At 70.0% G+C, this 25,917-nt stretch carries 17 protein-coding genes; 12 read left to right on the top strand and 5 right to left on the bottom strand.

Annotated elements, in window-relative coordinates:
* Positions 1-21 precede the first annotated feature (21 nt).
* Positions 22-1,185: a family 8 glycosyl hydrolase gene (locus tag ACVFYP_RS09160; protein ID WP_499199862.1), complete on the bottom strand. Its 1,164-nt coding sequence runs from the start codon at positions 1,183-1,185 to the stop codon at positions 22-24.
* Between the two features lie 276 nt (positions 1,186-1,461).
* On the opposite strand from ACVFYP_RS09160, the gene ACVFYP_RS09155 reads away from it, so the two are divergent.
* Positions 1,462-1,998 (top strand): hypothetical protein, encoded by a 537-nt coding sequence (locus tag ACVFYP_RS09155; RefSeq protein ID WP_499199861.1) that lies wholly within the window; start codon positions 1,462-1,464, stop codon positions 1,996-1,998.
* A gap of 9 nt (positions 1,999-2,007) precedes the next feature.
* On the opposite strand, the gene ACVFYP_RS09150 is transcribed toward ACVFYP_RS09155, so the two are convergent.
* Entirely contained in the window at positions 2,008-2,952 is a 945-nt protein-coding gene (locus tag ACVFYP_RS09150) for a 1-phosphofructokinase family hexose kinase (protein ID WP_499199860.1), read from the bottom strand.
* Between the two features lie 147 nt (positions 2,953-3,099).
* Between ACVFYP_RS09150 and ACVFYP_RS09145 the strand changes: the two genes are divergently transcribed.
* The 3 genes from ACVFYP_RS09145 (at position 3,100) to ACVFYP_RS09135 (ending at position 7,075) form a co-directional block, all read left to right on the top strand.
* Positions 3,100-4,110 (top strand): 2-hydroxyacid dehydrogenase, encoded by a 1,011-nt coding sequence (locus tag ACVFYP_RS09145; protein ID WP_499199859.1) that lies wholly within the window; start codon positions 3,100-3,102, stop codon positions 4,108-4,110.
* Positions 4,111-4,238: 128 nt separating this feature from the next.
* Positions 4,239-5,054, top strand: coding sequence for a hypothetical protein (locus ACVFYP_RS09140; protein ID WP_499199858.1), 816 nt, complete (start codon positions 4,239-4,241; stop codon positions 5,052-5,054).
* A gap of 83 nt (positions 5,055-5,137) precedes the next feature.
* Positions 5,138-7,075, top strand: coding sequence for a hypothetical protein (locus ACVFYP_RS09135; protein WP_499199857.1), 1,938 nt, complete (start codon positions 5,138-5,140; stop codon positions 7,073-7,075).
* Positions 7,076-7,078: 3 nt separating this feature from the next.
* Here the strand turns inward: ACVFYP_RS09135 and ACVFYP_RS09130 are convergent, their stop codons facing one another.
* On the bottom strand, positions 7,079-11,245 hold the full coding sequence (locus ACVFYP_RS09130; RefSeq protein WP_499199856.1) for a choice-of-anchor I family protein: 4,167 nt from the start codon (positions 11,243-11,245) through the stop codon (positions 7,079-7,081).
* Between the two features lie 325 nt (positions 11,246-11,570).
* Here ACVFYP_RS09130 and ACVFYP_RS09125 point away from each other — a divergent pair, with 325 nt between their 5' ends.
* From ACVFYP_RS09125 to ACVFYP_RS09105, 5 genes are read left to right on the top strand one after another with little or no spacing between them, the layout of a single operon-like run.
* Positions 11,571-13,052, top strand: a complete 1,482-nt coding sequence (locus tag ACVFYP_RS09125; RefSeq protein ID WP_499199855.1) for an efflux transporter outer membrane subunit — start codon at positions 11,571-11,573, stop codon at positions 13,050-13,052.
* The gene (locus ACVFYP_RS09120; RefSeq protein WP_499199854.1) at positions 13,049-14,464 is read left to right on the top strand and encodes an efflux RND transporter periplasmic adaptor subunit; all 1,416 of its coding nucleotides are present in this window, start codon (positions 13,049-13,051) and stop codon (positions 14,462-14,464) included. Before ACVFYP_RS09125 ends, ACVFYP_RS09120 begins: the two co-directional genes overlap by 4 nt.
* Positions 14,461-17,580, top strand: coding sequence for an efflux RND transporter permease subunit (locus ACVFYP_RS09115; protein WP_499199853.1), 3,120 nt, complete (start codon positions 14,461-14,463; stop codon positions 17,578-17,580). Before ACVFYP_RS09120 ends, ACVFYP_RS09115 begins: the two co-directional genes overlap by 4 nt.
* Before the next feature lie 3 nt (positions 17,581-17,583).
* Positions 17,584-20,673 (top strand): efflux RND transporter permease subunit, encoded by a 3,090-nt coding sequence (locus tag ACVFYP_RS09110; RefSeq protein WP_499199852.1) that lies wholly within the window; start codon positions 17,584-17,586, stop codon positions 20,671-20,673.
* 60 nt (positions 20,674-20,733) lie between these two features.
* Positions 20,734-21,120 carry a RidA family protein gene (locus tag ACVFYP_RS09105; protein WP_499199851.1) on the top strand — a complete coding sequence of 129 codons (387 nt, stop codon included), beginning with the start codon at positions 20,734-20,736 and terminating at the stop codon, positions 21,118-21,120.
* Positions 21,121-21,127: 7 nt separating this feature from the next.
* Here ACVFYP_RS09105 and ACVFYP_RS09100 read toward each other — a convergent pair whose 3' ends face one another.
* Complete coding sequence (locus ACVFYP_RS09100) at positions 21,128-22,096, bottom strand: Bug family tripartite tricarboxylate transporter substrate binding protein (protein ID WP_499199850.1); 969 nt, start codon at positions 22,094-22,096, stop codon at positions 21,128-21,130.
* A 128-nt stretch (positions 22,097-22,224) separates the two neighbouring features.
* Between ACVFYP_RS09100 and ACVFYP_RS09095 the strand changes: the two genes are divergently transcribed.
* The 3 genes from ACVFYP_RS09095 to ACVFYP_RS09085 are packed head-to-tail and all read left to right on the top strand — an operon-like array spanning position 22,225 to position 25,159.
* Complete coding sequence (locus ACVFYP_RS09095) at positions 22,225-22,626, top strand: PadR family transcriptional regulator (protein ID WP_499199849.1); 402 nt, start codon at positions 22,225-22,227, stop codon at positions 22,624-22,626.
* Entirely contained in the window at positions 22,623-23,972 is a 1,350-nt protein-coding gene (locus tag ACVFYP_RS09090) for an FAD-dependent oxidoreductase (protein WP_499199848.1), read from the top strand. Before ACVFYP_RS09095 ends, ACVFYP_RS09090 begins: the two co-directional genes overlap by 4 nt.
* A complete protein-coding gene (locus ACVFYP_RS09085) occupies positions 23,969-25,159 on the top strand; it encodes an MFS transporter (RefSeq protein WP_499199847.1) in 1,191 nt (396 codons plus the stop codon). Before ACVFYP_RS09090 ends, ACVFYP_RS09085 begins: the two co-directional genes overlap by 4 nt.
* Here ACVFYP_RS09085 and ACVFYP_RS09080 read toward each other — a convergent pair.
* A complete protein-coding gene (locus ACVFYP_RS09080) occupies positions 25,144-25,836 on the bottom strand; it encodes a cysteine hydrolase family protein (protein ID WP_499199846.1) in 693 nt (230 codons plus the stop codon). The two genes, ACVFYP_RS09085 and ACVFYP_RS09080, sit on opposite strands and share 16 nt — an antisense overlap.
* Positions 25,837-25,917: the final 81 nt, after the last annotated feature.

Here is a 25,917-nt window from a genome sequence, read left to right as displayed (position 1 = left end):
CGAAAAGTCTGAATCAGCCTGCTAGCGCCGGCTCTCGGTCGGCGGTGCCTGGAACTGCCGCAGCCGCCGGCGCGGCTCCTCCGCCAGGTCCAGGCCGCAGGCATCCCAGGCGTAGTGGGCCATCATCACCAGCTTGGCCGCGTAGTAGTCCGGGGCGTCGGCGACGGAGGGCAGACTGTCATGCTGCCCCCATCCCACCCGCGCCGCCAGCGTCAGCCGTGCCACGGCCAGAATACCGGCGGTGGCGCCATAGGGGGCGATGGAGCCGTTGGCGAGATCGACCCAGGCGGGCATCTGGCGCCAGCGCGGATCGCCCCAGAATTCGGCGGCGGCGCGCACCGTCGCCTCCTGCAGATGGCCGCCCCATATCAGGTGCAATGGCACCCGCACCGCGTCCCAGGAAAAACGCGGTGGCCAGGGGCTGGCGGGCACGGGGCTGCTGCCATCGGCCGGCAGGCGCAGCCAGTCCGGCGGCAGGCCCCAGCGGCCGAAGCGGGCCTGCCGGATCAGCTCCAGCCCAGTGGCGCGCAGCGCCTGCCAGGCCGGGTCGGGCATCGCGGCTTCCAACATGCGCAGCGCGCCGAACAGCCAGTAGGACAGGTTGACCACCACATGATCGGCATGGCGGAAGCCGTGCACGCCAGGCAGCAGCAGCAGTCGCGTGCCGTGCCGCAGGGTGCAAAGGCGCAGCAGATCGCGCGCGATCGCCAGCGCCTCCGTCCGATGGGTCGCGACGCCCCAGCGTTCATGGGCGATCAGCAGGCCCCAGGCGATCAGCAGGTCGCCATCGCTGGCATTGTTGGGATCATCGACGGGAATCGCGGCGCCGGGGGTGTAACGCCACGCATGCAGCATATCTCCCGGGCGCCGCAGCGTCGCACGGGTCCAGCGCAGGATGCGATCGAAGTTGGCGCGATCGGCGTGCCGGGCCGCGAAGATGAGGCCGGTGCCCTGCCCCTCACTGTGGGAGATGCCACGATTTCCCGAATCCACGACCCTGCCGCTCGGGTCGAGCCACCGCTCGCAGAAGATGGCCCAGTCACGCGCATCCCGCAGAATTTCGGGACGGGACGAAACGGTTGGCGCGGGCAGATCGTGCGCGAGGGCTGGCAGCGGCAGGATCAGGCAGGCGCGGCGCGTGATGCGCAGAACACGGGAGCCGAAATCGGCGGCAGGCCCGGCCACAGCACACCTTCCCATCAAGCCTCTGTTACGAGCACTTTGGCGCGCATCGGCCCCGGCATCAACCATCCCTGGCGTGCAGCGTTAAGAATTGCACGCCCCAGGAGACAGGATGGCCGAGCGTGGCACAATCAAAAGTCGTCACCCCCGACCACGGCGCCGGCACCGATAACAAAAACCGTCCAGTTGATTCATGTCACGTTTCGGCACGTTTTTCGGCGCCACCTTCCCACGATGACGAGCCGTCACCGTAACATATGCTGGCTTCTGACCCTGTTCTTGCCGCCGTGCCTTCCCGCATGGTCGCAGGAGGACGCCAGCCTGCCGCTGCCGCCGATGCTCATCGGCCAGGCCCTGGCGACGGCGCGCGAGCAGGGTCTGGAGCCTCAGGACCCGATGGCGCTGCCGGGCGGACTCACCCTGCGCCTGGCCCTGCCCCCCGCGGATAGCTGCAGCCCCAGCGGCGCCTGGCTGCTCTGCCCGGGCTGGCGGCTGGTCAGCGCGGGGCCGGATGCCGACGCGCCGCTGATGGCCATCTGGTCTACCCGCATCCTGCCGGAGCCCCTGCCGAGGGAGCTCCTGCGGGACGCCGCCTTGGCGCGGCTCGGCCCGCCGGGGGAGGAGGAGATGGTACTGGAGCGGCGCCGTGGCCTCGACCTGCCCATGCTGCGCCTGGCCTGGCGCCTGCCCGGCCCGCCCGCGCTGCGGCTGGAGGTGCGCTATGTGCTGGAGGAAACCTCCCTGCCCGGTCCCGCGCCCCGGGTGCTGCGCGTGGCCTGGTCCGCCGAGCCGGAAGGGGCGGCACGGCTGCCCTGACCCGGCAGGTCAGGCCAGCAGGCGGCGCATCTGGATATAGAGGCTTTCCACCTCGGCCCGCTGGGCATGCGCCGTGCCGGGCTGCGCCACCGTCGCGCCGCCGGCGGCGCTGCCCCAGGCGAAGGCCTCCTCCGCCGCCAGGCCACGCGCCAAGGCAAGGGTCATGGCGGCGACGAAGCTGTCCCCCGCCCCGGAGGCGCCGCGCACCGGCACATCCGGCGCCGGCAGGCGCCACACCCGCTCGGCACAGGCCAGCACCGCGCCGCGATGGCCCAGCGTCACCGCCACCAGCCGCGCCGCGCCGGACCGCGCCATCTCCAGCGCCGCCCTCTCCTGATCCGCGGCATGCGGCAGCTTGTGGCCGAGCAGGGACTCGAACTCACCCAGGCTAGGCTTCACCAGTTCCAGCCCGCCGGCTTCCAGCGCCGCACGCAAAGCGGGGCCGGAACTGTCCACCACCACGCGCTGGCCGCGCTGCCGCGCCTGGGCCGCCGCCTGGGCGAAGAAATCCACCGGCATGCCGCGCGGCAGGCTGCCGCTGAGTACCAGCCAGCCACCCTCCGCCGCCGCCAGGGCGTCCAGCGTGGCCTGGGTCTCGGCCCCGGACACCTCCGGGCCCTCCGGGATGAAGCGGTATTCCAGGCCGCTCGATAGGTCCTGCACGATCTGGGCGATACGGGTGCGGCCGGCGATCTGCACGCTGCGATGCGGCAGCCCGGCTTCCTCCACCAGCTCCTCCAGGAACCGCCCGGTGACGCCGCCGGCCAGCAGCACCGCCAGCACCTCCCCGCCCAGCTCCCGCACCACGCGGGCGACATTCACCCCGCCACCGCCGGGATCATAACGCTCGTTGCGGGTGCGGATCTTGCGCACCGGCCGGACGGATTCCGCGTCGCTGGCCAGATCGATCGAGGGATTCGCCGTCAGAGTGACGATCAGCTTGGGACTTGCCATGGTCACAGCCTGCCAGAGGCAGGGCGAGGAGGCGAGGGGCAGAGCTGTGACGGAAACCGACTGACTGTGGCCAGGCCTCGGGCCGGTCTGCGATGATGCGCGCAACCGCAAGGCGCCCGTCGGCCGCCTCGGAACAAAGGAGACTCCATGCAGGTCGCCGTCTTCAGCACCAAGCCCTATGACCGCCAGTTCCTGGACGCCGCCAATGCCGCCGCCGGGGCGCCGCATCGCCTGACCTTCCTGGAAGCACGGCTTTCCGCCGAGACGGCGGCGCTGGCGCAGGGGGCAGAGGCGGTCTGCGCCTTCGTCAACGACCAGGCGGATGCGGCAGTGCTGGAGACCTTTGCCCGGCTGGGCGTGAAGCTGATCGCGCTGCGTTCGGCCGGTTTCAACAATGTGGATCTGATGGCGGCGCGACGGCTGGGCATCACCGTGGCGCGCGTGCCGGCCTATTCGCCGGAATCGGTGGCGGAACACAGCGTGGCGATGATGCTGTCGCTGAACCGCCGCATCCACCGCGCCTATCACCGGGTGCGGGAGGGGAATTTCGCGCTGGATGGGCTGCTGGGCTTCGACATGCACGGCCGCACCGCCGGCATCGTCGGCACCGGCCGCATCGGCCTGGCGGTGGCCCGCATCCTGCGCGGCTTCGGCTGCCGCCTGCTGGCCTATGACCCCTACCCCTCCGACGAAGGTCGCGCGCTGGGGCTGGAATTCACCTCCGTGACGGATCTGCTGGCGCGGTCCGACATCGTCACCCTGCATTGTCCGCTGACACCGGCGACGCGGCACCTGATCGATGCGACGGCGATCGCCGGGATGAAGCGCGGCGCCATGCTGATCAACACCAGCCGCGGCGGCATCGTGGACACGCCGGCGGTGATCGCCGGGCTGAAATCCGGCGCCATCGGGCTGCTCGGCCTCGATGTCTATGAGGAGGAGGCGGATCTGTTCTTCGAGGATCTGTCCGGCCAGATGCTGCAGGACGACATCTTCGCCCGGCTGCTGACCTTCCCCAATGTGCTGGTCACCGCGCACCAGGCCTTCTTCACGGCGGAGGCGCTGACCGCCATCGCCGAAACCACCCTTGGCAATATCACCGCCTTCGCCCGCGACGGCCGGGCGACGCATGAGGTCTCGACCGAAAGACTGGCCTGAAAAGAGGCGCCCCGACCGGCGGCCGGCTTCACGGCTGATTCATCAGCCGGCGCCTAACTTGCCCGCCAGACATCCAGGATGGAGGTCGGCGCCCGGGCGCGGTCCCGGTCAGGCCAGGATTACGGCCCTTGCAATCTCTGTCCCGCCCCATGCCGCACGGCCGGACCGGCGACGCGACAGGCCGCATGCTGCGCTGGCTCGGCCTGGTGCCGGAGGCAGGCGCGGCGGAGCTCGCGGCGCGAATGGGGCAGGATGTGGCCCTGCTGGACTGCGGCGCACCCGCCCTGGTGGCGCTTGTGCAGCCGGCAGAAGCCCCGCTGCGCCGGCTGTTCCGACGGCGTGACAGCCCCGCGCTGCTGCGCGCCTGGCCCAAGATGCGGCAGCGGCTGGAACGCGCCGCCGCGCAGGGCGCCTTCCTGGCCTGCGATCCCGTCGCCGCGCTCTGTCCGGAAGACGCGCTGCGCCGCCTGCTGCATGAACGCGCATCCGCCTTGGCCACTGCCCTGGCGCGCCAGGGCCTGCGCCAGCAATGGGATGTGGTGCTGCATGGTGACATGGCGCCGGCCGCGGCTCAGACCGCGCTGGAAGCGGCGCTGCACCCGCATATCCTTGCCATGGCCGGCCAGGCGCATTGCGCCGGGGAAGGCGTGGCCTGCGCCACCGTGATCCTGCGCTCCGGCGACAGACCGGCGCTGGTGGCGGCGCTGGAGGCACTGCCCCTGGCCCCGCGCTGCGAATGGCGCGGGCCGCTGCCCGCTCTGGCGCTGGGCGCGCCGCGCCTTGTGCACCTTGCCACCGGATGGGCCATCGAGGGCCTGCCGGAACGGCGGGAGAGCAACGAACTGACCCAGCTCTGGCAAGGCCTGGCCAGCGCCCTCCAGCCTGGGGCGCCCGTGCTCCTCAAGCCCGCGCGCCTCGCAACGACGGATGCCGAGGCCGCCTGAGATGGCCCCGATGCCCCATGCCCCTGCGCGGGAGGCCAGGCGCAATGTCTGACCTGCCCGCACCTTCGAAAACGGAGACATCCATGCAAGCGCCGAAGCCGAATTTCCGCGAATTGGGGCGGGATGGGATGCTGGCCGCGCTGCCGCTGCTCGCCGGGCTGGGCCTGTTGGGCGCGGCGCTGTCGGGCGGGCTGGATGCGCCCTGGGCGCTTCCCGCCGCCGCCGGGCTTGGACTGCTCGGCGGGGTCGTGGCCCTGGCCGGGCTATGGCGCCGCGGCGTCACCCCCGCCGTACCGAAGCGCGACGCCATGTCGGAGCCCATGGCCATCCTGCTGCGCGCCCTGACCGAGGAAATGCTGCGGCTGAAGCGCGATGGCACCGAGACCGCCCGTATCCAGGCGGAGGCCGCGCAGACCGCCGCCCGCCTGACGGAAGCCGCCGGCATCGCCATCGCCCGGCTGGAGGACAGCGCCGAAAGCAGCACCACCGCCGCCCAGGCCCTGGCCCTGCTGCCCGGCCTGGCCGACACCCAGGCGCAACGCATGACGCAGATGACGGCGCGCGCCGAACAGGCGCTCGCTTTGCTGCCGCAGGGTATCGCCGCAAGGCTCGACAGCCTGCCGCAGGAGGTCGCGGCCCAGCTCGCCGGGCCGCTCGACGCCACGCTGGTCGCGGCGGAAGGGCGGATGATGGCGCGGCTCGACCGGATGCCGGAGGCAAAGCCGGAGCTGCGGCCGGAAGCGCGGCCCGAGCCGGAGGAGAATGGCCGGATGGCCCAGGTGGCGCAGCGGCTGGAACGCGCGGCCACCGCGATCCTGGCCCTGGGCGAAGCCCTGCCGCCACGGCTGGAACAGGCCGCCGCCCATGTGGAACAACGGCTGGCCGCAGCCCTGCCCGGCCCGCTGGAAGCCGCCGGCGCGGCGCTGCGGGCCGAGGTCGCCGGGCTGTCCGATCAGCTTGGCGGCGGCATCGCCAGCTTGCGGGAGGAAGCCGCCGCCCTGGCCACGCTGGCGCCCCGGCTGGAAGCCCAGGCCGCCCATGCCGTTGCTGAACTGGCCGGTCTGGCGGAGGCGTTGCGCGCCGAGACCGGCCGCGTGGCCCTGCTGCCCGAGGCCCTGACCGCCGAGGCCCAGAGCTTCGCCACGGAGCTGCGCGAACAGACAACCCGGCTCGGCGCGCTGGAACAGGACGGCGCCGCCACCCTGTCCGTGGTGCGGGAGGCGGCGGCGCAGCTCGGCGCGCTGGGCCCGGCGCTCGCCGCCCAGGCCAGCGCGCTGGTCGCGCAATCCGCCGAGGCCGCCGAAGCGATGCGCCAGGAGGCCGCGGCCCTGGCCGCCACCGCGCCGGAACTGGTGGCCCAGGCCACCGCCATGGCGACCGCGGTGCGAGAGGCAGCGGAAACCCTGCGGCAGGAGGCGACGCAGCTCGGCGCCGCGGCGCCGCAACTGGCGGAGGAGGCCGCCGCCATGGCCGCGCAGGTGATGGAATCGGCCGATGCGCTGCGCGGCGAGGCGACTCGCCTTGGCGGTGCCGTGCCGGCCTTCGACGCCCGGATCGCCGAAATGGCGCAGCGGCTGGACGATGCGACGGAGGCGTTGCGCCAGGAAGCCGCCTGCCTGGGCCTGGTGGCGCCGGCGCTGGAGGTGCAGGGCGCGGAGACCCGCGATGCGATCGAGATGGCCAGCGATGCGCTGCGCCACCAGATGAACCGGCTGGAGACCCTGACGCCGATCGCGGAGGCGCATCTGACCGCGATCCACGCGGCGCAGCCGCTGCTGGAAAGCGCGGCGCAACGGATTGCCAGCTCCACCGGCATGCTGGACGCCGCCGGCAACCGGCTGCGCCCGGCGACCGAGGCGCTGGCCGGGATCGCCGAACGGTTGCCGGAGACCTGCGCCTCGCTGGAACGCGCGGCGGAGGCGCCGAACCGTGCCGCCGAGCGTCTGGCGGAAGCGGCGGCCGCGCTGACCGCCGCGACCGGCCATCAGCCGGTCGCGCTGGACCTCGCCGGCGCCGCCTGAGCCTTACAGGATGAAGTCGCTCGCCTGCAAAGCCGGCTGGCCGACCAGCAGGATCAGCATCTCCGCCGCGCCGCCGTCGCCGGCATCCACCTGTACCGCCGTGCCGGTGATGCCGTACTGCACCCGGATGGAGGCAGCGCCGCCGCCGAGGAAGGCATCGCTGCCGACGAAGGCGAAGCCCTGGTCGCCCGGCGTCAGCAGATCGGTGTCGATGAAGGACAGGTCGATCTTGTCGCCCTCCGCCACCGAGAAGTCGCGGATGCGGTCGGAGCTGCCGCGCAGGCTTTCCTCATAGGCGCCGAAGCGGAAGATATCGGCACCGGCGCCGCCGATCAGGATATCGGCGCCGAGGCCGCCCGTCAGCGTGTCGTTGCCCGCATCGCCCAGCATCCGGTCGATGCCATCGCCGCCTTCCAGCACATCGTTGCCGGCGCCGCCGAGCATCGTGTCGTTGTCGCCAAGGCCGAACATGCGATCGTCGCCGGCATTGCCCAGCATGCGGTCGTTACCGGCATCGCCGGACATGACATCCGCGCCCTCACCGCCGGCCATGGTGTCGTTGCCCGCGCCGCCCATCAGCGTATCGGCGCCGGCATCGCCGACCATCATGTCGTTGCCGCCATCGCCCATCAGCAGGTCGTCGCCGCCACGGCCGAGCAGGCGGTCATCGCCTTCGCCACCGCTCTGCGTGTCGTCGCCCTCGGTGCCGACGAGGCGGTTGGCGCCGGCGGTGCCGGTGACATCCTGGCCTTCGAAGACCGTGTCCTCGGCCTTGGCGTTCAGGTTCTGGATGCGGGTGTCCTCGGCGGCCGAGGTGTCCGCCTGATCGAAGGCGGTCTCCGGCGTGCCGTGGAATTCCTGCATGTAGTCTTCCAGCGCCTGCTGCTCGCCCAGCGCATTGGCGGGGACATTGCCGGCGGCGGTGAAGTCCTGCGACGGGTCGATCGGCGCGCTCAGCGTGCCGTCATCCAGCAGGTAGCGGAAGTTGGTGCCATTCGCCTTGGCCGGATAGCCATCGCCGCCATTCGCCGTGAAGTTCAGCGCGACGACGCTGATCACCGCGGGGGCGCCGGCCACCACCTGGCCATTCTCCACCACGCGGGCGATCACCTTGCCGGTCTGGTCGATCAGGGCGACGCTGGTGACCTTCTGGCCGGCCGCATTGTCCGGGTCATAGGCGAAGCGCACGCCGCCGAGCTGGATGAAGCCGCCATTGCCCGGCGCGATGCCGGCGGCGAAGTTCAGGATGTTCAGCAGGCCCTGCGGCGTGGTGTCGAACACCATCAGCTTGTTGTCGAAGCGCAGCGCGTTCTCGACATCCAGTTCGGAGACGCCGCCCGAGGGCTTGCCGGCGAGGTCATTGGCGATCGGCGGCAGCTTGTCGCCGCTCACCACATCGATGGCGCCGATCTGCGCGCGGATACCGCCGCCATTCTTCAGGGAGAAGATGAAGGGCTGGTCGTCCAGCGCGTCGGCCGCGGCTTCCCGGTTGGCATCGGCGGTCAGGTTGCCGAGGTTGGTTTCCTGGCTGCGCACCTGTGCGCGTTCGCCTTCCAGATAGACGTCGGTGTAGCCGAAGACGTTGCCGTCCTTGGCGGCGATCACCGCCTGCACCGCATCGGTGATCTCGGCCACCTCGGCGCCCTTGGTGCCCTCGGCGAAGGCGGTGGTGTCGAGGTCGGATTCGTCCACGCCCCAGGCCTCGGCGACATTCGCATCGGTCGCGGCGTAGGCGCCGTTCACGGTGCTGTCGAGGTTCTCCAGGATGATGCGGCCCTCGGCATCGAAGTCCACCACCAGGCGGCCGAGATAGGTGAATTCATTGTCCGTGTTGACGATCAGCGTATCGCCGCCATCGGCGCCCTTGGTCACCAGCGGGTAGGTATCCGCGAAGTCGGCGGCATGGCCGGGGAACGCCACCGCCTCGTCATTCTCGTCGCCGAGGCGGGTGTTGGAGCCGGCGGCGAGGATGATGTCCACGCCGTTCAGCAGGGTCGCCAGCTCCTTCTCGAAGCGGATCTGCTGGAGGTGGGACATCAGGATGATCTTATTGACGCCCTGGGCGATCAGCTCGTCGATCACCGGCTGAAGCTGGGCGGCCAGCAGCGCCATGTCGTTGGTCTCGCTGCCGTCGCCGGCAAAGCCCTTCACCTCGACGCCGCCGGTGGAGGAGATGGATTCCAGGATCTGCGTGGTCACGCCAACCAGGCCGATCTTCTCGCCACCCTTGTCCACCACGGCGGAGGGCGCGATGCGGCCGCGAAGGGTCGAGGCATCCTCCAGCCCGCCCACGCCGACCGTTTCCGTGTAGCGGCCGGACAGGGCCGCGTCGCCGGAGAAGTTGAGGTTGGCGGAGAGGTAGGGGAAGGCCGCGTCGTTCACCGCATCGGCAAAGGCATTGGTGCCAAGGTCGAATTCATGGTTGCCGATGGTCGAGGCTTCGACGCCGATGCGGTTGTGGATCTCGATATCCGCCGCGCCGGGGTTGTTGCCGCGGGTATGGGTGGCGGCGACGGAGGCATCGGTGCCGGCGGCCAGGAAGGGGCCGGGGATGTAGTTATCGCCGCCGGCCAGGATCAGCGTGTTCTCATAGGTGCCGTCGAAGGCATCGACCAGCGCGGCCAGGTTCTTCGCCGTGCTGCCGGCCAGCAGGCCGGCCTCGGCATCGGCGAAATGCAGCAGCTGCAGGGTGAAGGCCGGCGTCTGGGTGGTGGTGAAGACGGAGAGCGTGCTGCTCACCTCGTTGCTGACCACCAGCAGCGCCTTGCCGGTCGGCGAGTCCTCGGCCGAGATCACCAGCACGCCCTCGGGGCTCACCGCGCCATCCATCTGGGCGGCACCGACATAGGTCACCGCCTCGGGGTTGGTCACGTCGAAGCTCAGCGTGATGTTGGAGCGTTCCAGCGCGACGAAGGCATAGGTGCTGTCGCCGATCCGGGCGATCTCGATGCCTTCCGGCTCCGGCCCCTTGTTGTCGCTGCGGCTGTCATCGACCAGTTCCGGGAAGTATTCCGCCACGATGCGCTCGATGGCATCGCCGCTGTCGAAGACGATGTTCCCCTGGGCGTCCAGGATCGAGAAGGACCGGCCACCATACATCAGGATCTGGTCGATATCGCCGTCATTGTCCGTGTCGCCGCGCAGGCCCGGCGCGTTGGAGACGGTCAGGCGGCCGAGATTGTCATTGTCCTTCAGCTCGGCCGCATTCGGGAAGACGGTGGGGTCGAGCACATAGCCGTTGTTGCCGACCCGGATGGTCTCGCCGCCCGGGATGAAATCGTCGCGGTCGTCACCCTCATTGGCGATGACGTAGAAGGTCTGGTCACCGGACTGGTAGCTGTCGATCGCGTCCGGCATGTACAGGCCGAAGACCGGCGCATTCACCAGATTGGCCGGCAGGGGGTCGTTGCCCGGCCCGTCACGGTCGCTGTAATCGGCCAGAAGGCTGGAGAAATCCTTCAGCCCCAGCGGCACGATGCCGGTGAAGGTGGCGGTGGCGATGTCCAGCAGGGCGACCGCATTGGCTTCCTGCAAGGTCACCATGGCGGTCAGGCCATCGGCGGAGATGGCGACATATTCCGGCTCGACATCCTGCGAGACGCTGCGGCCTTCGAAGATGCGCACGCCGGCGGCGCGCAGCGCGTCCTCCTGCCCGTCAAAGGCATCGAAGGTGGCGGTGGTGACGGTGGCGTTGGCGGCGCCGGCGCTCAGATCGATGATGCTGACGCTGCCGTCGCCATCGGTGCCGGTGCTGTTCATCTCACCTTCATTGGCCACCAGGATGCGGGTGCCATCGGGGGTGAAGGTCAGGCTGTCGGGCAGCGCGCCGACGGTCACCGAGCTCAGCAGCGCGCCATCGGCGGCGTTCAGCAGCACCACCTCGCCGGGCAGCGCCTTGTCGGCATTGGGCAGGGCCACGGCGACCACGCCATTCTTCACCGCGACGCTGGTGATGTCGGTTGTGGCGAAGCCCAGATCGGTGAAGTCGATGGTGGCCAGCAGCACAGGCGCGGTGGGGTTGGACAGGTCCACCACCTGCAATCCGGCATTGGACGTCACGAAAAGGCGGTTGCTGCCGGCGTCGAAGGCCGAGATCTCGGCGCCGGCCAGGGCCAGGCTGCCGGTTTCGGCGAAGGTCAGGGCGTTGCTGGCGGTCGTGCTCAGGCTCATGTCATCACTCCGGACATCGCGGCACGCCGTTCCGCCGGATCCGTCCGCACGGATGCCGGGCGCCGACTGCCTTTTCATGCCCGGCTTGGTATCCGCGCCATGTGACAAACAAAGGTCAGTCCGGCTTAAGGAAGATTAACCTTGCTGCGACCGTATGGATTGCCGGCCGATGCAACAGCCCGTGTTGCGGCCGGACCGGGGGCGCTTACCGGCCGAAACGCTTCGTAGCCAAAAGTCGGTGGCCGTCAGGGTCTTGCCGGGCCAGAGAGAAAGATAAAGGTCAGCCGCCTCCCCGGCGCCACAAGCAGGGTTCATATTGCGACGCATGCGCCACCACCTCCCCAGCTCCCTCCGCACCTCGGGCCTGCTCGGTCTCGCCCTTCTGGCCAGCGGCTGCGCGGCGCGGATCGACCCTGCCAGCTCCGGCCTGCGCCTGCCCGCCGCCTTCCGCATGGCCCAGGCCGAGCCGGCGCCGACCGCGATGCGTTGGCCGGACGCCGAGTGGTGGCGGGAATTCGAGACGCCCCAGCTCGATGCGCTGATGCGGGGCGCCATGGCCGGCAATCTGGACCTGGCCGGCGCCGTGGCCCGGCTGCGCCAGGCGGATGCCGAGGTGCGGATTTCCGGCGCGGCGCTGCTGCCGACGGTGGATGGGGACCTTTCGGCCGGCCGGTCGCGCGGCACCAACCGCAATCCAGGCTCCGCCGGCAGCGCCGGCAACAGCTTCGGGGTGGGCCTCTCGGCCAGCTATGAGGTGGATTTCTGGGGTCGCAACCGGGCCATCCTGGAGAGTTCCCGGTCCTCCGCCATCGCGGCGCGCTATGCCATTGGCGTCACCGCGCTCAGCACCCAGTCCTCCGTCGCCACCGCCTTGTTCAACGTCCTCGGCGCGCAGGAGCAGCTGGAAATCCAGCGCGGCAACCTGGAACTGGCGACCCGCAACCTGTCCATCCTGCGCCAGCGCGTGGCGGTGGGCACCGCCACCGGGCTGGATGTGGCGCAGCAGGAAACCACGGTGGCGCAGCAGCGCGCCGCCATCCCGCCGCTGCAACAGACGGCCGAGCAGAACAGCTTCGCCCTCGGCACCCTGACCGGCGTGGCGCCCGGGGAGATCGACATCCGCGCCGTGCGGCTGGAGGCGGTCCGTGTGCCGGCCATCATGGCCGGCCTGCCGTCGGAAGTGCTGGCGCGGCGGCCGGACGTGCAGCAGGCGGAGGCCAATCTGGCGGCCGGCAATGCCAATCTCGCCGCCGCCCGCGCCGCACTGTTCCCGACCATCGCCCTGACCGGGTCCGGCGGCTTGCAGAGCACGGCGCTGGACCTGCTGCTGCGGCCGGGTTCCACCGTCTACAGCATGGCGGCGGGGCTGACCGCGCCGATCTTCAATGCCGGATCGTTGCGGGCCCAGGTGGAGCAGTTTGACGCGAGGCAGCAGGAACTGCTGGCGGAGTACCAGCGCACCATCCTGGCGGCCCTGCAGGACACCGAAACCAGCCTTTCCGCCCTGCGCCGCACCAGTGAATCGGTGGAATTGCAGCGGGTGCGCGAAGCTTCCGCCCAGCGCGCCTATGCGATCGCGGAGGCACAGTTGCAGGCCGGCACGGTGGATCTGCTGACGGTGCTGAGCGTTCAGTCCAGCCTGTTCACCGCCCGCAATGCCCTGGCCCAGGCCCAGACGGACCGCTTGCAGGCCGCGGCGGCGCTGTTCACCGCGCTCGGCGGTGGCTGGACCTATGTTCCGCCCGCCGCCACCCCATCTCTTCAGCCCGCCCCGACTGCCGGCGGCCCGACAAGGCCCCTGCCATGAACGACCTGCCCCGCCCACCGCAGCCGGAGCCGCCCCTGGCCTCCACCGCCCCCAAGGCCCTGCCCGCGCCGCCGGAGGTGCTGGCGCTGCCGGCACCTAAGCCCGTCGCCCGGCGCCGCGCCTGGCCCTGGCTGCTTTCGGCCGTGCTGCTGGCGGCGGCGGGCGGCGGCTATGTTGCATGGCGGCAGGGCTGGCTCGGCGCCACGCCCCAGACCGCGACCGGCGCCGCGCCGGCGGGCGGCCCGGTAAGCGCAAGGCGGGGGCCGCCGGCGATTCCGGTAACCGCCGCCACGGCGACGGTCGAAAACCTGCCGATCCTGCTGGATGCGCTGGGCACCGTGCAGGCCTCCAACACCGTCACCATCGTGCCGCAGGTCTCCGGCCGCATCACCGAGATCCTGTTCCGCGAGGGGCAGGAGGTGAAGGCGGGCGATATCCTGGTGCGCATCGATTCGCGCAGCTACCAGGCGGCCCTGGACCAGGCAGTGGCAACACGGGCGCAGCGGGAGGCGCAGCTGGCCAATGCCCGGCGCGACCTGCAACGCTACACCCTGCTGGCGCGCAGCAGCGGCACGTCCCAGCAGGTGCTGGACACCCAGCGCGCCACGGTGGCGCAGCTTGAGGCACAGCTTCAGTTCGACGACGCGACCATCGCCAATGCCCAGGCGCAGATGGATGACACCACCATCCGTTCCCCCATCGATGGCCGCATCGGGTTGCGGCAGGTGGATATCGGCAATTATGTGCAGTCCAGCAGCACCACGGGCATCGTGGTGGTGACGCAGCTGCGCCCGGTGGCAGTGAATTTCACCCTGCCGCAGCAGACCCTGCCGCAGGTGATGCAGGCGCTGGCCGCCGGCCCGGTGCCGGTGGAGGCACGGCTGGCGGAATCGGCGGCGCCGCGCGCCGATGGCAGCCCACCGCCGGCCAATCCGGTCGGGCGGCTGGTGACGGTGGACAATCAGGTGGATGCCACCACCGGCACCATCCGGCTGAAGGCGGAATTCGCCAATGACGACCTGCGGCTGTGGCCGGGCGCCTTCGTCAATACCCGCATCCAGGTGGACACGCTGCGCGACGTGGTGGTGCTGCCGCTGGTCGCGGTGCAGCGCGGCCCGCAGGGGCCCTATGCCTTTGTGGTGAAGGAGGACAACACGGTGGACCAGCGGCCACTGACGCTCGGCACCATCGCCGGGCAGCAGGCCGTGGTGCTGCGCGGGATGCGCCCGGGTGAACGGGCTGTCACCTCCGGCGCGCTGCGGCTGGTGGCCGGCAGTTCGGTGCAGGTGGCCGATCCGGTGGTGCCGACCGCGGCGCCGCGGCAGGTGCGGCGGCGGCCGCCGGGTGCCGGTGGGCCGGGTGCGCCGGGCGCGGGTGGCCCGCCGCCAGGCGCGGGCGCGCCACCGCCGTGAATATCTCCGCCCCCTTCATCGCGCGGCCGGTGGCCACGGCGCTGCTGGCGATCGCGGTGCTGCTGACGGGCCTTTATGGCTATATGCGGCTGCCCGTCTCCTCCCTGCCGGAGGTGGATTTCCCCACCATCCAGGTGACCACGCAGCTGCCGGGCGCCTCGCCGGAGACCATCGCGGTGCTGGTCACCGCCTCGCTCGAACGGCAGCTCGCGCAGATCGCCGGGCTGGCGGAGATGGTCTCGGTCAGTGGTCCCTCGGTCAGCCGCATCACGCTGCAATTCAACCTGAACCGGGACATCGACGATGCCGCGCAGGATGTGCAGGCGGCGATCAATGCCGCGCGCGGCACCCTGCCCTCCACCCTTCCCTACCCGCCCACCTACGCCAAGGTGAATCCGGCGGACCCGCCGATCCTGACCCTGGCGCTGACCAGCGAGACGCTGCCGGTGGCGCGCATGTCGGATATCGTCGACACGCTGCTGGCGCAGCGGCTGGCGCAGGTGGGCGGTGTCGGCCGCGTCGCCGTGCAGGGCAATATGCGTCCTGCGGTGCGCTTGCAGGTCGATCCGCGCCGGCTGGCCGCCTATGGCATCGGGATGGAGGCGGTGCGCAGCGCCGTCACCGCCGGCAATGTCGCCGGGGCCAAGGGGTCCGTGAACGGGCCGCAGCAGGCCTCCGCCGTGATGGCCAACGACCAGATTACCACCGCCGCCGGCTTCGAGGACCTGATCATCGCCTGGCGGGACGGGGCGCCGGTGCGGCTGCGCGATGTCGGCATGGCGGCGGAGGGGTTGGAGAACACGCTGACCGCCGCCTGGTTCAACGGCCGCCCGGCCGTGCTGCTGGATGTGCAGCGCCAGCCCGGCGCCAATATCGTCGCCACGGTGGAAGCCCTGCGCGGCCAGCTCGACGGGCTGCAACGCGCCTTGCCGGCGGGGGTGGAGCTTTCCGTCGTCTCCGACCGGACGGAGACGATCCGCGCCTCGGTGCATGAGGTGCAGTTGACCCTGGTGCTGTCCATCGTCCTGGTGGTGATGGTGATCTTCCTGTTCCTGCGCACCGCGCGGGCCACCATCGTGCCGGGCGTGGCGCTGCCGCTGTCGATCATCGGCACCTTCGGCATCATGGCGCTGCTGGGCTATTCCATGGACAACCTCTCGCTGATGGCGCTGGTCATCGCGACGGGCTTCGTGGTGGATGATGCGATCGTCATGATCGAGAACATCGTCCGCATGATCGAGGAGGGGAAGAAGCCCCTCCAGGCCGCCTATGAGGGTGCGAAGCAGATCGGCTTCACCATCGTCTCCCTCACTTTGTCGCTGATCGCGGTGTTCGTCCCGCTGCTGTTCATGGAAGGCGTGGTCGGCCGGCTGTTCCGCGAATTCGCCATGGTGCTGACCATCTCCGTGCTGGTCTCCATGGTGGTGTCCCTGACCCTCACCCCGATGATGTGCGGGCTGCTGCTGCGCCCGCATGGGGAGGACAAGCCTGGCCGCATCTCCGACCTTTTCGAACGGGGGTTCGAGGCGACGCGCCGCGGCTATGCCCGCACGCTGGACTGGGCCCTGGCGCGGGAGGGGCTGATGCTGATCCTGGCCGGGCTGACGCTGGTCGGCACCATCGGCCTGTATGTGGTGATGCCGAAGGGCTTCCTGCCGCTGCAGGATACCGGGCTGATCACCATCACCACGGAGGCGCCGCAGGACGTCTCCTTCGCCCGCATGTCCGAATTGCAGCGCCAGGTGGCGGAGGTGGCGCAGGCCGATCCGGATGTGATCGCCGTCACCTCCGTCGCCGGCGCCGGCACGGTGAATGCGGCGCAGAACACCGGCCGCCTGACCGCCGTGCTGCGGCCGCGCGCGGAACGCAGCGACGATGTCTCCGCCATCATGGCGCGTCTGTCGCCACGGCTGACCACCATTCCGGGCATCGAGATCTATATGCAGCCGGTGCAGGACATCCAGATCGGCACCCGGCCGTCCTCCACCCAGTACCAGTACACGCTGATGGACAGCGACGCGTCGCTGATCGCCGAATGGGCGCCGCGCATGCTGGCGGCGATGCGGGGACTGCCGGAACTGCGCGATGTCGGCAGCGACCAGCGGGAAGATGGGCTGCGCGTGCAGGTGCAGGTCGATCGCCTGCGCGCGGCGCGGCTGGGCGTGACCATGCAGGCGGTGGACGACACGCTGTACAACGCCTTCGGCCAGCGCCAGATCTCCACCATCTACGCGCAGAACAACCAGTATCGCGTGGTGCTGGAAGCTGATCCGGCTCAGGCCAATGACCCGGCCGCGATCGGCATGCTGCGCGTCACCGGATCGGCCACCGGCGCCACCATCGCGCCGCAGATCCCGCTGGCGGAGATCGCCACCATCACGCGCGGCCGCGCACCGCTGACCATCACCCGGCAGGACCAGTTCCCGGCGGTGACGCTCAGCTTCAACCTCGCCCCCGGCGCCTCGCTGGGTGGCGCGCTGGAGGCGATTAGCACGGCGCAGGCCGGGCTCGGCCTGCCGGATTCGATGCGCGGCAGCTTTGGCGGCGACGCGGCGGAATTCACCCGATCCCTGGCCGGCCAGGGCTGGCTGATCCTGGCCGCGGTCATCGTCATCTACATCGTGCTGGGCGTGCTGTACGAAAGCGTCATTCACCCCATCACCATCCTGTCCACCCTGCCCTCCGCCGGTATCGGCGCGCTGCTGGGGCTGGAATTGTTCGGGCTGGACCTGTCGGTGGTCGGGCTGATCGGCATCGTGCTGCTGATGGGCATCGTCAAGAAGAACGCCATCATGATGATCGACTTTGCGCTGGAAGCGCAGCGCGAGCACGGCATGACGCCGCGCGATGCGATCCGGGAGGCCTGCCTGCTGCGCTTCCGGCCGATCATGATGACCACCATGGCCGCCCTGCTGGGCGCGCTGCCGCTGGTGCTGGGATCAGGCGCAGGCTCCGAGCTGCGGCTGCCGCTGGGTGTCTCGGTGATCGGCGGGCTGCTGCTGAGCCAAGTCATCACGCTCTACACCACGCCGGTGATCTATCTGGCGATGGAGGCGATCCGCGACCGTGCCCAGCGGTTGAACCATCGCGGCGCCCCGCCGGCACCGGCGGAGTAACGCATGTCGATCTCCGCCCCCTTCATCGCGCGGCCCATCGGCACCACGCTGATGGCCATCGGCCTGGCGCTGGCCGGGCTGGTTGCCTATTTCGACCTGCCGGTGGCGCCACTGCCGAAGGTGGATTTTCCGACCATCGCGGTGACGGCGAGCCAGTCCGGCGCAGACCCGGCCATCATGGCGTCTTCCGTCGCCGCGCCGCTGGAGCGCAAGCTGGGCGAGATTCCCGGCATCAGCGAGATGACCTCCACCTCCTCGCTCGGTTCCACCCGGATCATCCTGCAATTCGACCTGTCGCGCTCCATCGAATCCGCCGCGCGGGATGTGCAGGCGGCGATCAATGCGGCGCAGGCCGACCTGCCCTCCGGCCTCACCAGCCAGCCCAATTTCCGCAAGCTGAACCCCGGCGACCAGCCGGTGCTGATCCTGGCGATGACGTCAGACACGCTGACGGCCGGCGAGATCTATGATGCCGCGGACAGCGTGGTGGTGCCGCGGCTGGCCCAGGTGAACGGCACCGCGACGGTGGGTATCGCCGGCGCTGAACAGCCGGCCATCCGCGTGGCGGTGGACCCGGCGGCGGCCACCGCGGCGAATGTCTCGCTCGACCAGATCCGCACGGCGATCACCAACGCCAATGTCACCCAGGCGACCGGGTTGATCGACGGGCCGCTGCAATCGGCCGCCATCGCGGTGAATGACCGGCTGACCACGCCCCAGGATTTTGGCGACATCGTCGTCACCCAGGCCGATGGCGCCATCGTGCGCCTGTCCGGTCTGGCCCGGGTGGATCTGGGTTCGCGGGACCGGCGCCAGGCCGGGTCCTATAACGGGCGGCCAGCCATCATCCTGACGGTCTACAAGCAGGCCGATGCCAATGTGCTGGAGGTGGTGGACGGCATCCGCGCGCTGTTGCCCGATCTCGGCCGCTGGATTCCCGCCGGCATCGACATCACCATCATGCGCGACCGGTCGGAAACCATCCGCGCCAGCGTGGCGGAGGTGCAGCACACGCTGCTGATCAGCATCGTGCTGGTGGTGCTGGTGGTGGCGGTCTTCCTGCGCCGCACCTCCGCCATCATCGCCGCCGGCATTTCCGTGCCGCTATCGCTGCTCGGTACGCTGGGCGTGATGTGGATGGTGGGCTACTCGCTCAACAACTTCTCGCTCATGGCGCTGACCATCTCGGTGGGCTTCGTGGTCGACGACGCCATCATCATGATCGAGAACATGGCGCGGATGACCGAACGCGGGCTGCGGCCGCGGGAGGCGGCGCTGGAGGGCGCGCGGCAGATCGGCTTCACCGTGGTCTCGATGAGCCTCTCGCTGATCGCGGTCTTCATCCCGCTGCTGTTCATGGGCGGCATCGTCGGCCGCATGTTCTTCGAATTCGCCGCGACCCTGTCCATCGCGGTGGCGATTTCCGCCGTCATCTCCCTCACCGTCACACCGATGCTGGCAGTGCTGCTGGCCGGCCAGAAGCCGCGTCCGCCGGGTCGCTTCGGGCGGGGGTTCGAGGCGGTGATGGACTGGCTCATCGCCGGCTATATGCGCAGCCTGATGGCGGTGCTGCGCTGGCGGCGGCTGACGGTGGCCGGCACCGTCGGCCTGGTGGGGCTGACCGTCTGGCTCTACATGCAGGTGCCCAAGGCCTTCTTTCCGGAGCAGGACAGCAATCTGCTGAGTGGCGCCGTGGTGGCGCAGCCCGATACCTCCTTCCAGGCGATGGTGGCCTTTCAGGAACAGGTGGTGGAGATCATCCGCGCCGATCCGGCGGTGGAAAGCGTTTCCGCCTCGCTGGGCGGCGGCGGATTCTTTGGCTCGAGCAATATCCGCCTGCAGGTCGGGCTGACGCCGCTGGCGGCGCGGGACGGAATGAACGCGGCGCAGGTGATCGCGCGGCTGCGTGTGCCGCTCGGCCGCATCGTCGGCGCGCAGACCTTCCTGCGGGCGCAGAGCGACATCATGATCGGCGGCCGCCAGGGCAATGCGAACTACCAATACGTGCTGCTGAGCCCGGACCTGGATGAGTTGGGCACCTGGAGCGAGCGGCTGGTGAACCAGCTTCGCAGCATCCCGCAGGTGGTCGATGTCTCCTCCGACCAGGAACGCACCGGGCTCGTCTCCCGCCTGGTGATCGACCGGGATGCGGCGGCCAGGCTTGGCGTGTCCATCTCGGCGCTGGGCGGCGCATTGAACAATGCCTTCGCGCAGCGGCAGGTCTCCACCATCTACCGCACCCGCAACCAGTATCGCGTGATCCTGGAGATCGACCCGCGGCTGACGGAGGATCCGGGCCAGCTCACCGGCATCTTCGTGCCTGGGCGCGACGGGCCCGTGCCGCTGGGCTCCCTGGTGCGGCTGGAACGCACCACGGCGCCGCGCTCGATCACCCATCAGGGCCTCTTCCCGGCCGCCAGCATCAGCTTCTCCCTCGCCGAGGGGGTGGAGCTGGGGGCGGCGACGCGGATCGTCGAACAGGCGGCGCTCGACATCCAGATGCCGGCCAGCGTGCGCGGTGAATTCGCCGGCAATGCGCGCAGCTTTCAGACCTTCCTGAGCGGGCTGCCGCTGCTGATCCTGGCGGCGCTGGTCACCATCTACATCGTGCTGGGCGTGCTGTATGAAAGCCTGATCCACCCGCTGACCATTCTGTCCACATTGCCGACGGCGGGAATCGGCGCGCTGCTGGCGTTGCTGGCGACCAATACGCCGTTCAGCGTCATCGCCATGATCGGCGTGATCCTGCTGATGGGCATCGTGAAGAAGAACGCCATCATGATGGTGGACTTCGCGCTGTCCCATGAACGCGAAGGTGGCGAGGGCGGCATGGTGGCGATCCTTGAAGCCTGCCGCGAGCGTTTCCGCCCGATCCTGATGACGACGCTGGCCGCTTTGTTCGGCGCCATTCCGCTGGCCATCGCCACGGGTCCGGGGGCGGAGCTGAGGCAGCCGCTGGGCATCACCATCATCGGCGGCCTGATCCTGTCCCAGCTGCTGACGCTCTACACCACGCCGGCGGTCTACCTGACCTTTGAGCGCATGGCGGCGAAGCGGCGGCGGCCGTTGCCGGTGGTGACTGCGCCGGCCTGAGATTGCCCCTGGCGGGCGCGCGGGCCAAGCTGCGCGTCATATCGGGAACAGGATGCCAGCATGGACCGCCAGATTTTCAACTCGCCCCGCGTCACGCCGCTGCGCAGCGCGACGAACCACGCCGTGAAGGCGGGCGGGCTGATCTACACCACCGGCACCACGCCCTTCAAAGGCGAGCGCGACATCGCCCGCGGCGACTTCGCCGCGCAGACGCACCAGGTGATGCAGAACCTCCGCACCATCCTGGAGGATGCCGGCAGCTCGCTGGACCGCGCGGTGAAGATGAACATCGCGATGACCGACATGACGAAATACTACGAGTTTGACGCGATCTTCCGCACCTACTTCGCCGAGGGCAACTGCCCGGCGCGGATGACGACGGAAAGCCCGCGCCTCGCGCATCCGGATTTTCTGATCTCCATCGACTGCATCGCAGTATGTGATTGAGTAGAACTCAGTCCTGGGTCAGGCCGATCTCCGCCACCAGCCGACCCAGCCTTTCATTGTCACGCCGGATCTGCGCCGTCAGCTCCGGCGGGCCCAGCGTGAAGGGCGTCACGCCGATCGGCAGTTTCGCGGCAAAATCGTCGGTGGAGATCACCGACAGCACATCGGCGCCGGCGCGCTCCACCAGCGGGCGCGGCGTGCCGGGCGGGAAGAACAGGCCCTGCCAGGCATTCAGCATCGGCACATCGGGCACCGCTTCCGCGAAGGTCGGCACGTCCGGGAATTCCGGGCTGCGACGTGCGCCGTTGAAGGCCAGCGGCCGCAGCGTGCCAGCCTGCATATGGGGGCGGGTGATGCTGTAGCTGTCCATCGTCACCTGCACCCGGTTGGCCAGCAGGTCGGTGTTGCCGGCGGCGCTGGTGCGGTAGGGCACGTGCTGCATCGGGAAATCCAGCGCCCGGCGCAGGCCCTCCAGGTTCAGATGCGGGACGGAGGCATTGCCCGGCGAGTAGTAGAAGATCGGGTCATTCTCCGGCCGCGCCCGCGCATAGGCCACCAGCTCCGCCAGGCTGCGCACCGGCAGCGCCGCATTCACCGCGAGGAAGGCGGAGGAGACGGAGACGCCGGCGATCGGCGTCAGGTCGGTGAAGGGATCGTAGCGGGACGGCTTGGCCAGATGCGGCGCGATCGCCAAAGCGGCAACGGAAATCATGGCGAAGGTGGCGCCATCGGCCGGGGCGCGGATCAGGTTCAGCGTGCCGAGCATGCCCGCCGCGCCTGGCTGGTTGTCGATCACCAGCCTTCCGCCCCAGCGCGGCGCCAGGGCTTCCGCCAGCACGCGCGCCACCTGGTCGGTGATGTTGCCGGCGCCATAGGGCACGATGAAGCGGCTGGGCGGCGGCGCGGTCCGGGTCTGCGCCAATGCCAGGCTGGGACAGGCGAGGGAGGACAGGGCCAGAAGCTGTCGGCGGAGCATGATGCGGTCCTGTATCCCAGTGTTTTTGCAGGCTAGGGCATGTCCTGCCCGGATGGGAACCTGGCTGAGCGCAGGCGAATCGAAAAAGAGGGTTGATGCATCGCCCCTCAAGGTATTAGCCTTCGGTCATGGCCCTCCCCCGACCCCTCCCGCCCCGCATCGACTACGGCGCCCGCGACTACTGGTCCGGCACCATCAAGATGGGATTATCAAAGTTCTTCATCCTGCGGGTGCTGCATGACCAGCCGCTGCATGGCTACGACGTGGCGCGCGCGGTGGAGCGGGTGACCGGCGGCTGCTGTTCCCCCACCGAGGGCACCATCTACCCCGTGCTGCGGGAATTCGAGGCCGGCGGCTTCGTCACCGTGGCGGAGGAGGTGGTGCAGGGCCGCCAGCGCCGCGTCTATGCCCTGACCGAAAGCGGCCGCGCCGCCTTTCGCGTGGCGCTGGAGGCCTGGATGGAAGCCACCTCCGCGCTGACCGATACCGGCCGCGCCTTTGCCCAACCCTGCAAGGGAGATTGCGCATGACCGAGACCCTACCCGTTGCCATCATCGGTGCCGGCCCGGTCGGCCTCGCCGCCGCCGCGCATCTGCGGGCACGCGGCCTGCGCCCCCTGGTGCTGGAAGCCGGGCCGCACATCGCCGCCGCGGTACGGGACTGGGGGCATGTGCGCATGTTCTCCCCCTGGCGCTACAATATCGACAGCGCCGCCGCCGCCTTGCTGGCCCCGCGCGGCTGGGTCGCGCCGGACCCCGAGGCCTATCCCACTGGCGCGGAGCTGGTCGCGCTGTATCTGGACCCGCTGGCCGAGGCGCTTGCCGCCGATATCCGTACGAACACCCGCGTCACCGGCATCGCGCGCCGCGACCTGGGCCGGCTTCAGGATGGCGCGGACCGCGCCGCGGCGCCCTTCGTGCTGCATGTCGAAGGCCCGGAGGGCGCCGAGGCGATCGAGGCCGCTTCGGTGATCGACGCCTCCGGCACCTGGTCCGCCCCGAACCCCGCCGGCGCGCATGGCCTGCCGGCGCTGGGCGAGGCGCGGAACAGCGCAAGCATCGCCTACGGCATCCCGGATGTGCTGGGCGCCGCCCGGGAAACCTATGCGGGGCGCACCACGCTGGTGGTCGGCGCCGGGCATTCGGCGATGAATGCGGTGCTGGACCTCGCCGAACTGGCGCGGCAGGTGCCGGGCACGCGCATCCTCTGGGCCTTCCGCCGACCGCTCGGCGCGGTGAATTTTGGCGGCGGCGCGCGGGATGGGCTGGCGGCGCGGGGCGCGCTGGGCGGGCGGGCGCAGGCGCTGGTGGAAAGCGGCGCCGTCACCGCCCTCGCCCCCTTCCTGATCGACCGCATCGCGGAGCAGGATGGCGCGCTGGCCATCTCCGGCCGGCAGGACGGCCAGGCGCTGACCGTGCGGGCGGACCGAATCATCGTCGCCACCGGCTTTCGGCCCGATCTGGGCTTCCTGCGCGAAATCCGCCTGCTGCTGGACCCCGCCGTGGAAGCGACGCCGGCCTTGGCCCCGCTGATCGACCCGAACCAGCACAGCTGCGGCACGGTGCGCCCGCATGGCGAGGCGGAGCTGCGACACCCCGAAACGGGCTTCTACATCGCCGGCATGAAGAGCTACGGCCGCGCACCGACTTTCCTGCTGGCCACCGGCCATGAACAGGTGCGCAGCATCGCCGCCCATCTGGCCGGCGATGTGGAGGCCGCGCGGCGCGTGGAGCTGGTGCTGCCGGAGACCGGCGTCTGCAGCCTGGACCCCGCCCCCCAGGCTTCCTCCTGCTGCACGCCGGTGACGCCGCAGGGCAGTTGCTGCGCCCCGAAGCCGGAACTGCCCGCCACCGCGCCCTGCTGCGGCGCCGCGTGAGCGAGGCCGCACCTGCCGGCGCAACCCGCGTCGTCATCGCCCTGGGCACGGCGCAGACGCTGGCCTGGGCCTCCTCCTATTATCTGCCGGCGATCCTGGCGGCACCGATGGCGCGGGATTTTGGTATCTCCACCGCCTGGGTCTTCGGGGCCTTTTCCGCCTCGCTGATGCTCTCGGCGCTGCTGGGGCCGGTGGTGGGGCGGGTGATCGACCAGAAGGGCGGGCGGGGGATGCTCACCGCCTCCAACATCGTGCTGGCGCTGGGGCTGGTCGCGCTCGGCCTGGCGCAGGGGCCGTGGAGCATGGCGGCGGCCTGGTGCGTGCTCGGCATCGGCATGGCGATGGGGCTTTATGACGCGGCCTTCGCGACGCTGGCGGGGCTCTATGGTCGGGCGGCGCGCGGGCCGATCACGGGAATCACCCTGATCGCCGGCTTCGCCAGCACCGTGGGCTGGCCGGTCTCCGCCCTTCTGGCCGAGGCGTTTGGCTGGCGCGGCGCCTGCCTCGCCTGGGCGGCGCTGCATCTGCTGATGGGCCTGCCGCTGAATCGCTTCCTGGTACCGCCCGCACCGCCGCCAGCGCGCAAGGCCGCGATGGTGGAGGAAGCGCCGCCGGCGCCGAGCCGCCTTGCCATGCCACTGCTTGCCTTCGTCTTCGCCGGAAGCTGGTTCATCGCCGGCGCCATGGCCGCGCATCTGCCAGCGCTGTTGCAGGCGGCGGGCGCGACGGGTGCAACCGCGGTGGCCGCGGCAGCGCTGATCGGACCGGCGCAGGTGGCGGCGCGTGTCGCCGAATTCGGGCTGCTGCGGCGGTTTCATCCGCTGGTCTCGGCGCGGCTGGCGATGCTCGGGCATCCGCTGGGGGCGGCGGTGCTGCTGACCTTTGGCGGCCCGGCGGCGGCCGCCTTCGCGGTGCTGCACGGCATGGGCAATGGCGTGATGACCATCGCCAAGGGCACACTGCCGCTCGCGGTATTCGGCCCCGCCGGCTATGGCGCACGGCAGGGGCTTTTGGGGGCGCCGGCGCGCTTTCTTCAGGCGGCCTCGCCCTTCCTGTTCGGGCTGCTGCTGGAACGCGGCGGCGTGGCGGCGGCGCTCAGCGTCACCATGGCGTTGGCCCTGTCCGCCTGCCTGGCGCTGCTGCTGCTGCGCGCGGCGCCGGAGGATGCGGTTCAGGCGGGCAAATAGCCGAGCAGATCCTCCATCCGCATCACCTCGCAATAGATGCGGTTGAGGATTTCCAGCTCGCGCAGGTGCAGCTCCTCACTGCCGGCGGCGCAGGCATCCTCCAGCACGATCACATCAAAACTTTCGTCGGCCAAGCTGCGCACGGTGGAGCTGACGCATTGGTCGGTGAAGATGCCGGCGCAGACCACATGGGTGATGCCCATATTCGTCAGGATCAGCCGGAGATTCGTGCCGGTCAGCGCGGAATCGGTGGTTTTCGTCACCACGATCTCGCCGGGCAGCGGCGCGATGGACTCATGGATGGCGGAATCGGCACGATCATGCGGCAGCAGCAGGTTGTTCCAGCCGGGCTTCTTCTGGCTCAGCGACCGGTCCGCGCCATCCGGCCGCAGGCAGGCGATGCGGGCGAAGAACACCGGATTTCCATCGGCACGGAAGCGTGCCAGCAGGTGCCTGATCGCGGGCATCACGGTGCCATGCATGCGATCATGGAACGGCGTCCAGGTGTGGTAGCGGGCGAGCTCCTCGCCGGTCAGCGTCGCCGGGTCGGGGCGTTCGAGATAGGTGTTCTGGACATCGATCACCAGCAGCGCCACGCGGCCGTGGGCCAGCACCGGGTCCGGCGCTTCCGGGGCGCCCTGGTAGTAGAAGCTGCGCCAGCCGGTCTTCCAATCCATTTGTGCTCAACGCCCCGCCACATGCCCGGTGAGGATAGCCTGGGACAGGGTTGCCAGGTGAAGGGCATTGGCACATATCGT

The sequence above is a fragment of the Roseomonas sp. F4 genome (assembly GCF_053891155.1).
Note: the sequence above shows the minus strand (reverse complement) of the source record. Positions and strands in the feature narration are given on the sequence as shown.

Bases quoted from the DNA above. Each gene is read 5' to 3' on its own strand.
- ACVFYP_RS09095 (WP_499199849.1), top strand. From the start codon at position 22,225: ATGGCCCTCCCCCGACCCCTCCCGCCCCGCATCGACTACGGCGCCCGC.
- ACVFYP_RS09105 (WP_499199851.1), top strand. From the start codon at position 20,734: ATGGACCGCCAGATTTTCAACTCGCCCCGCGTCACGCCGCTGCGCAGC.
- ACVFYP_RS09125 (WP_499199855.1), top strand. From the start codon at position 11,571: ATGCGCCACCACCTCCCCAGCTCCCTCCGCACCTCGGGCCTGCTCGGT.
- ACVFYP_RS09090 (WP_499199848.1), top strand. From the start codon at position 22,623: ATGACCGAGACCCTACCCGTTGCCATCATCGGTGCCGGCCCGGTCGGC.
- ACVFYP_RS09130 (WP_499199856.1), bottom strand. From the start codon at position 11,245: ATGAGCCTGAGCACGACCGCCAGCAACGCCCTGACCTTCGCCGAAACC.
- ACVFYP_RS09120 (WP_499199854.1), top strand. From the start codon at position 13,049: ATGAACGACCTGCCCCGCCCACCGCAGCCGGAGCCGCCCCTGGCCTCC.
- ACVFYP_RS09145 (WP_499199859.1), top strand. From the start codon at position 3,100: ATGCAGGTCGCCGTCTTCAGCACCAAGCCCTATGACCGCCAGTTCCTG.
- ACVFYP_RS09110 (WP_499199852.1), top strand. From the start codon at position 17,584: ATGTCGATCTCCGCCCCCTTCATCGCGCGGCCCATCGGCACCACGCTG.
- ACVFYP_RS09135 (WP_499199857.1), top strand. From the start codon at position 5,138: ATGCAAGCGCCGAAGCCGAATTTCCGCGAATTGGGGCGGGATGGGATG.
- ACVFYP_RS09080 (WP_499199846.1), bottom strand. From the start codon at position 25,836: ATGGATTGGAAGACCGGCTGGCGCAGCTTCTACTACCAGGGCGCCCCG.
- ACVFYP_RS09150 (WP_499199860.1), bottom strand. From the start codon at position 2,952: ATGGCAAGTCCCAAGCTGATCGTCACTCTGACGGCGAATCCCTCGATC.
- ACVFYP_RS09100 (WP_499199850.1), bottom strand. From the start codon at position 22,096: ATGCTCCGCCGACAGCTTCTGGCCCTGTCCTCCCTCGCCTGTCCCAGC.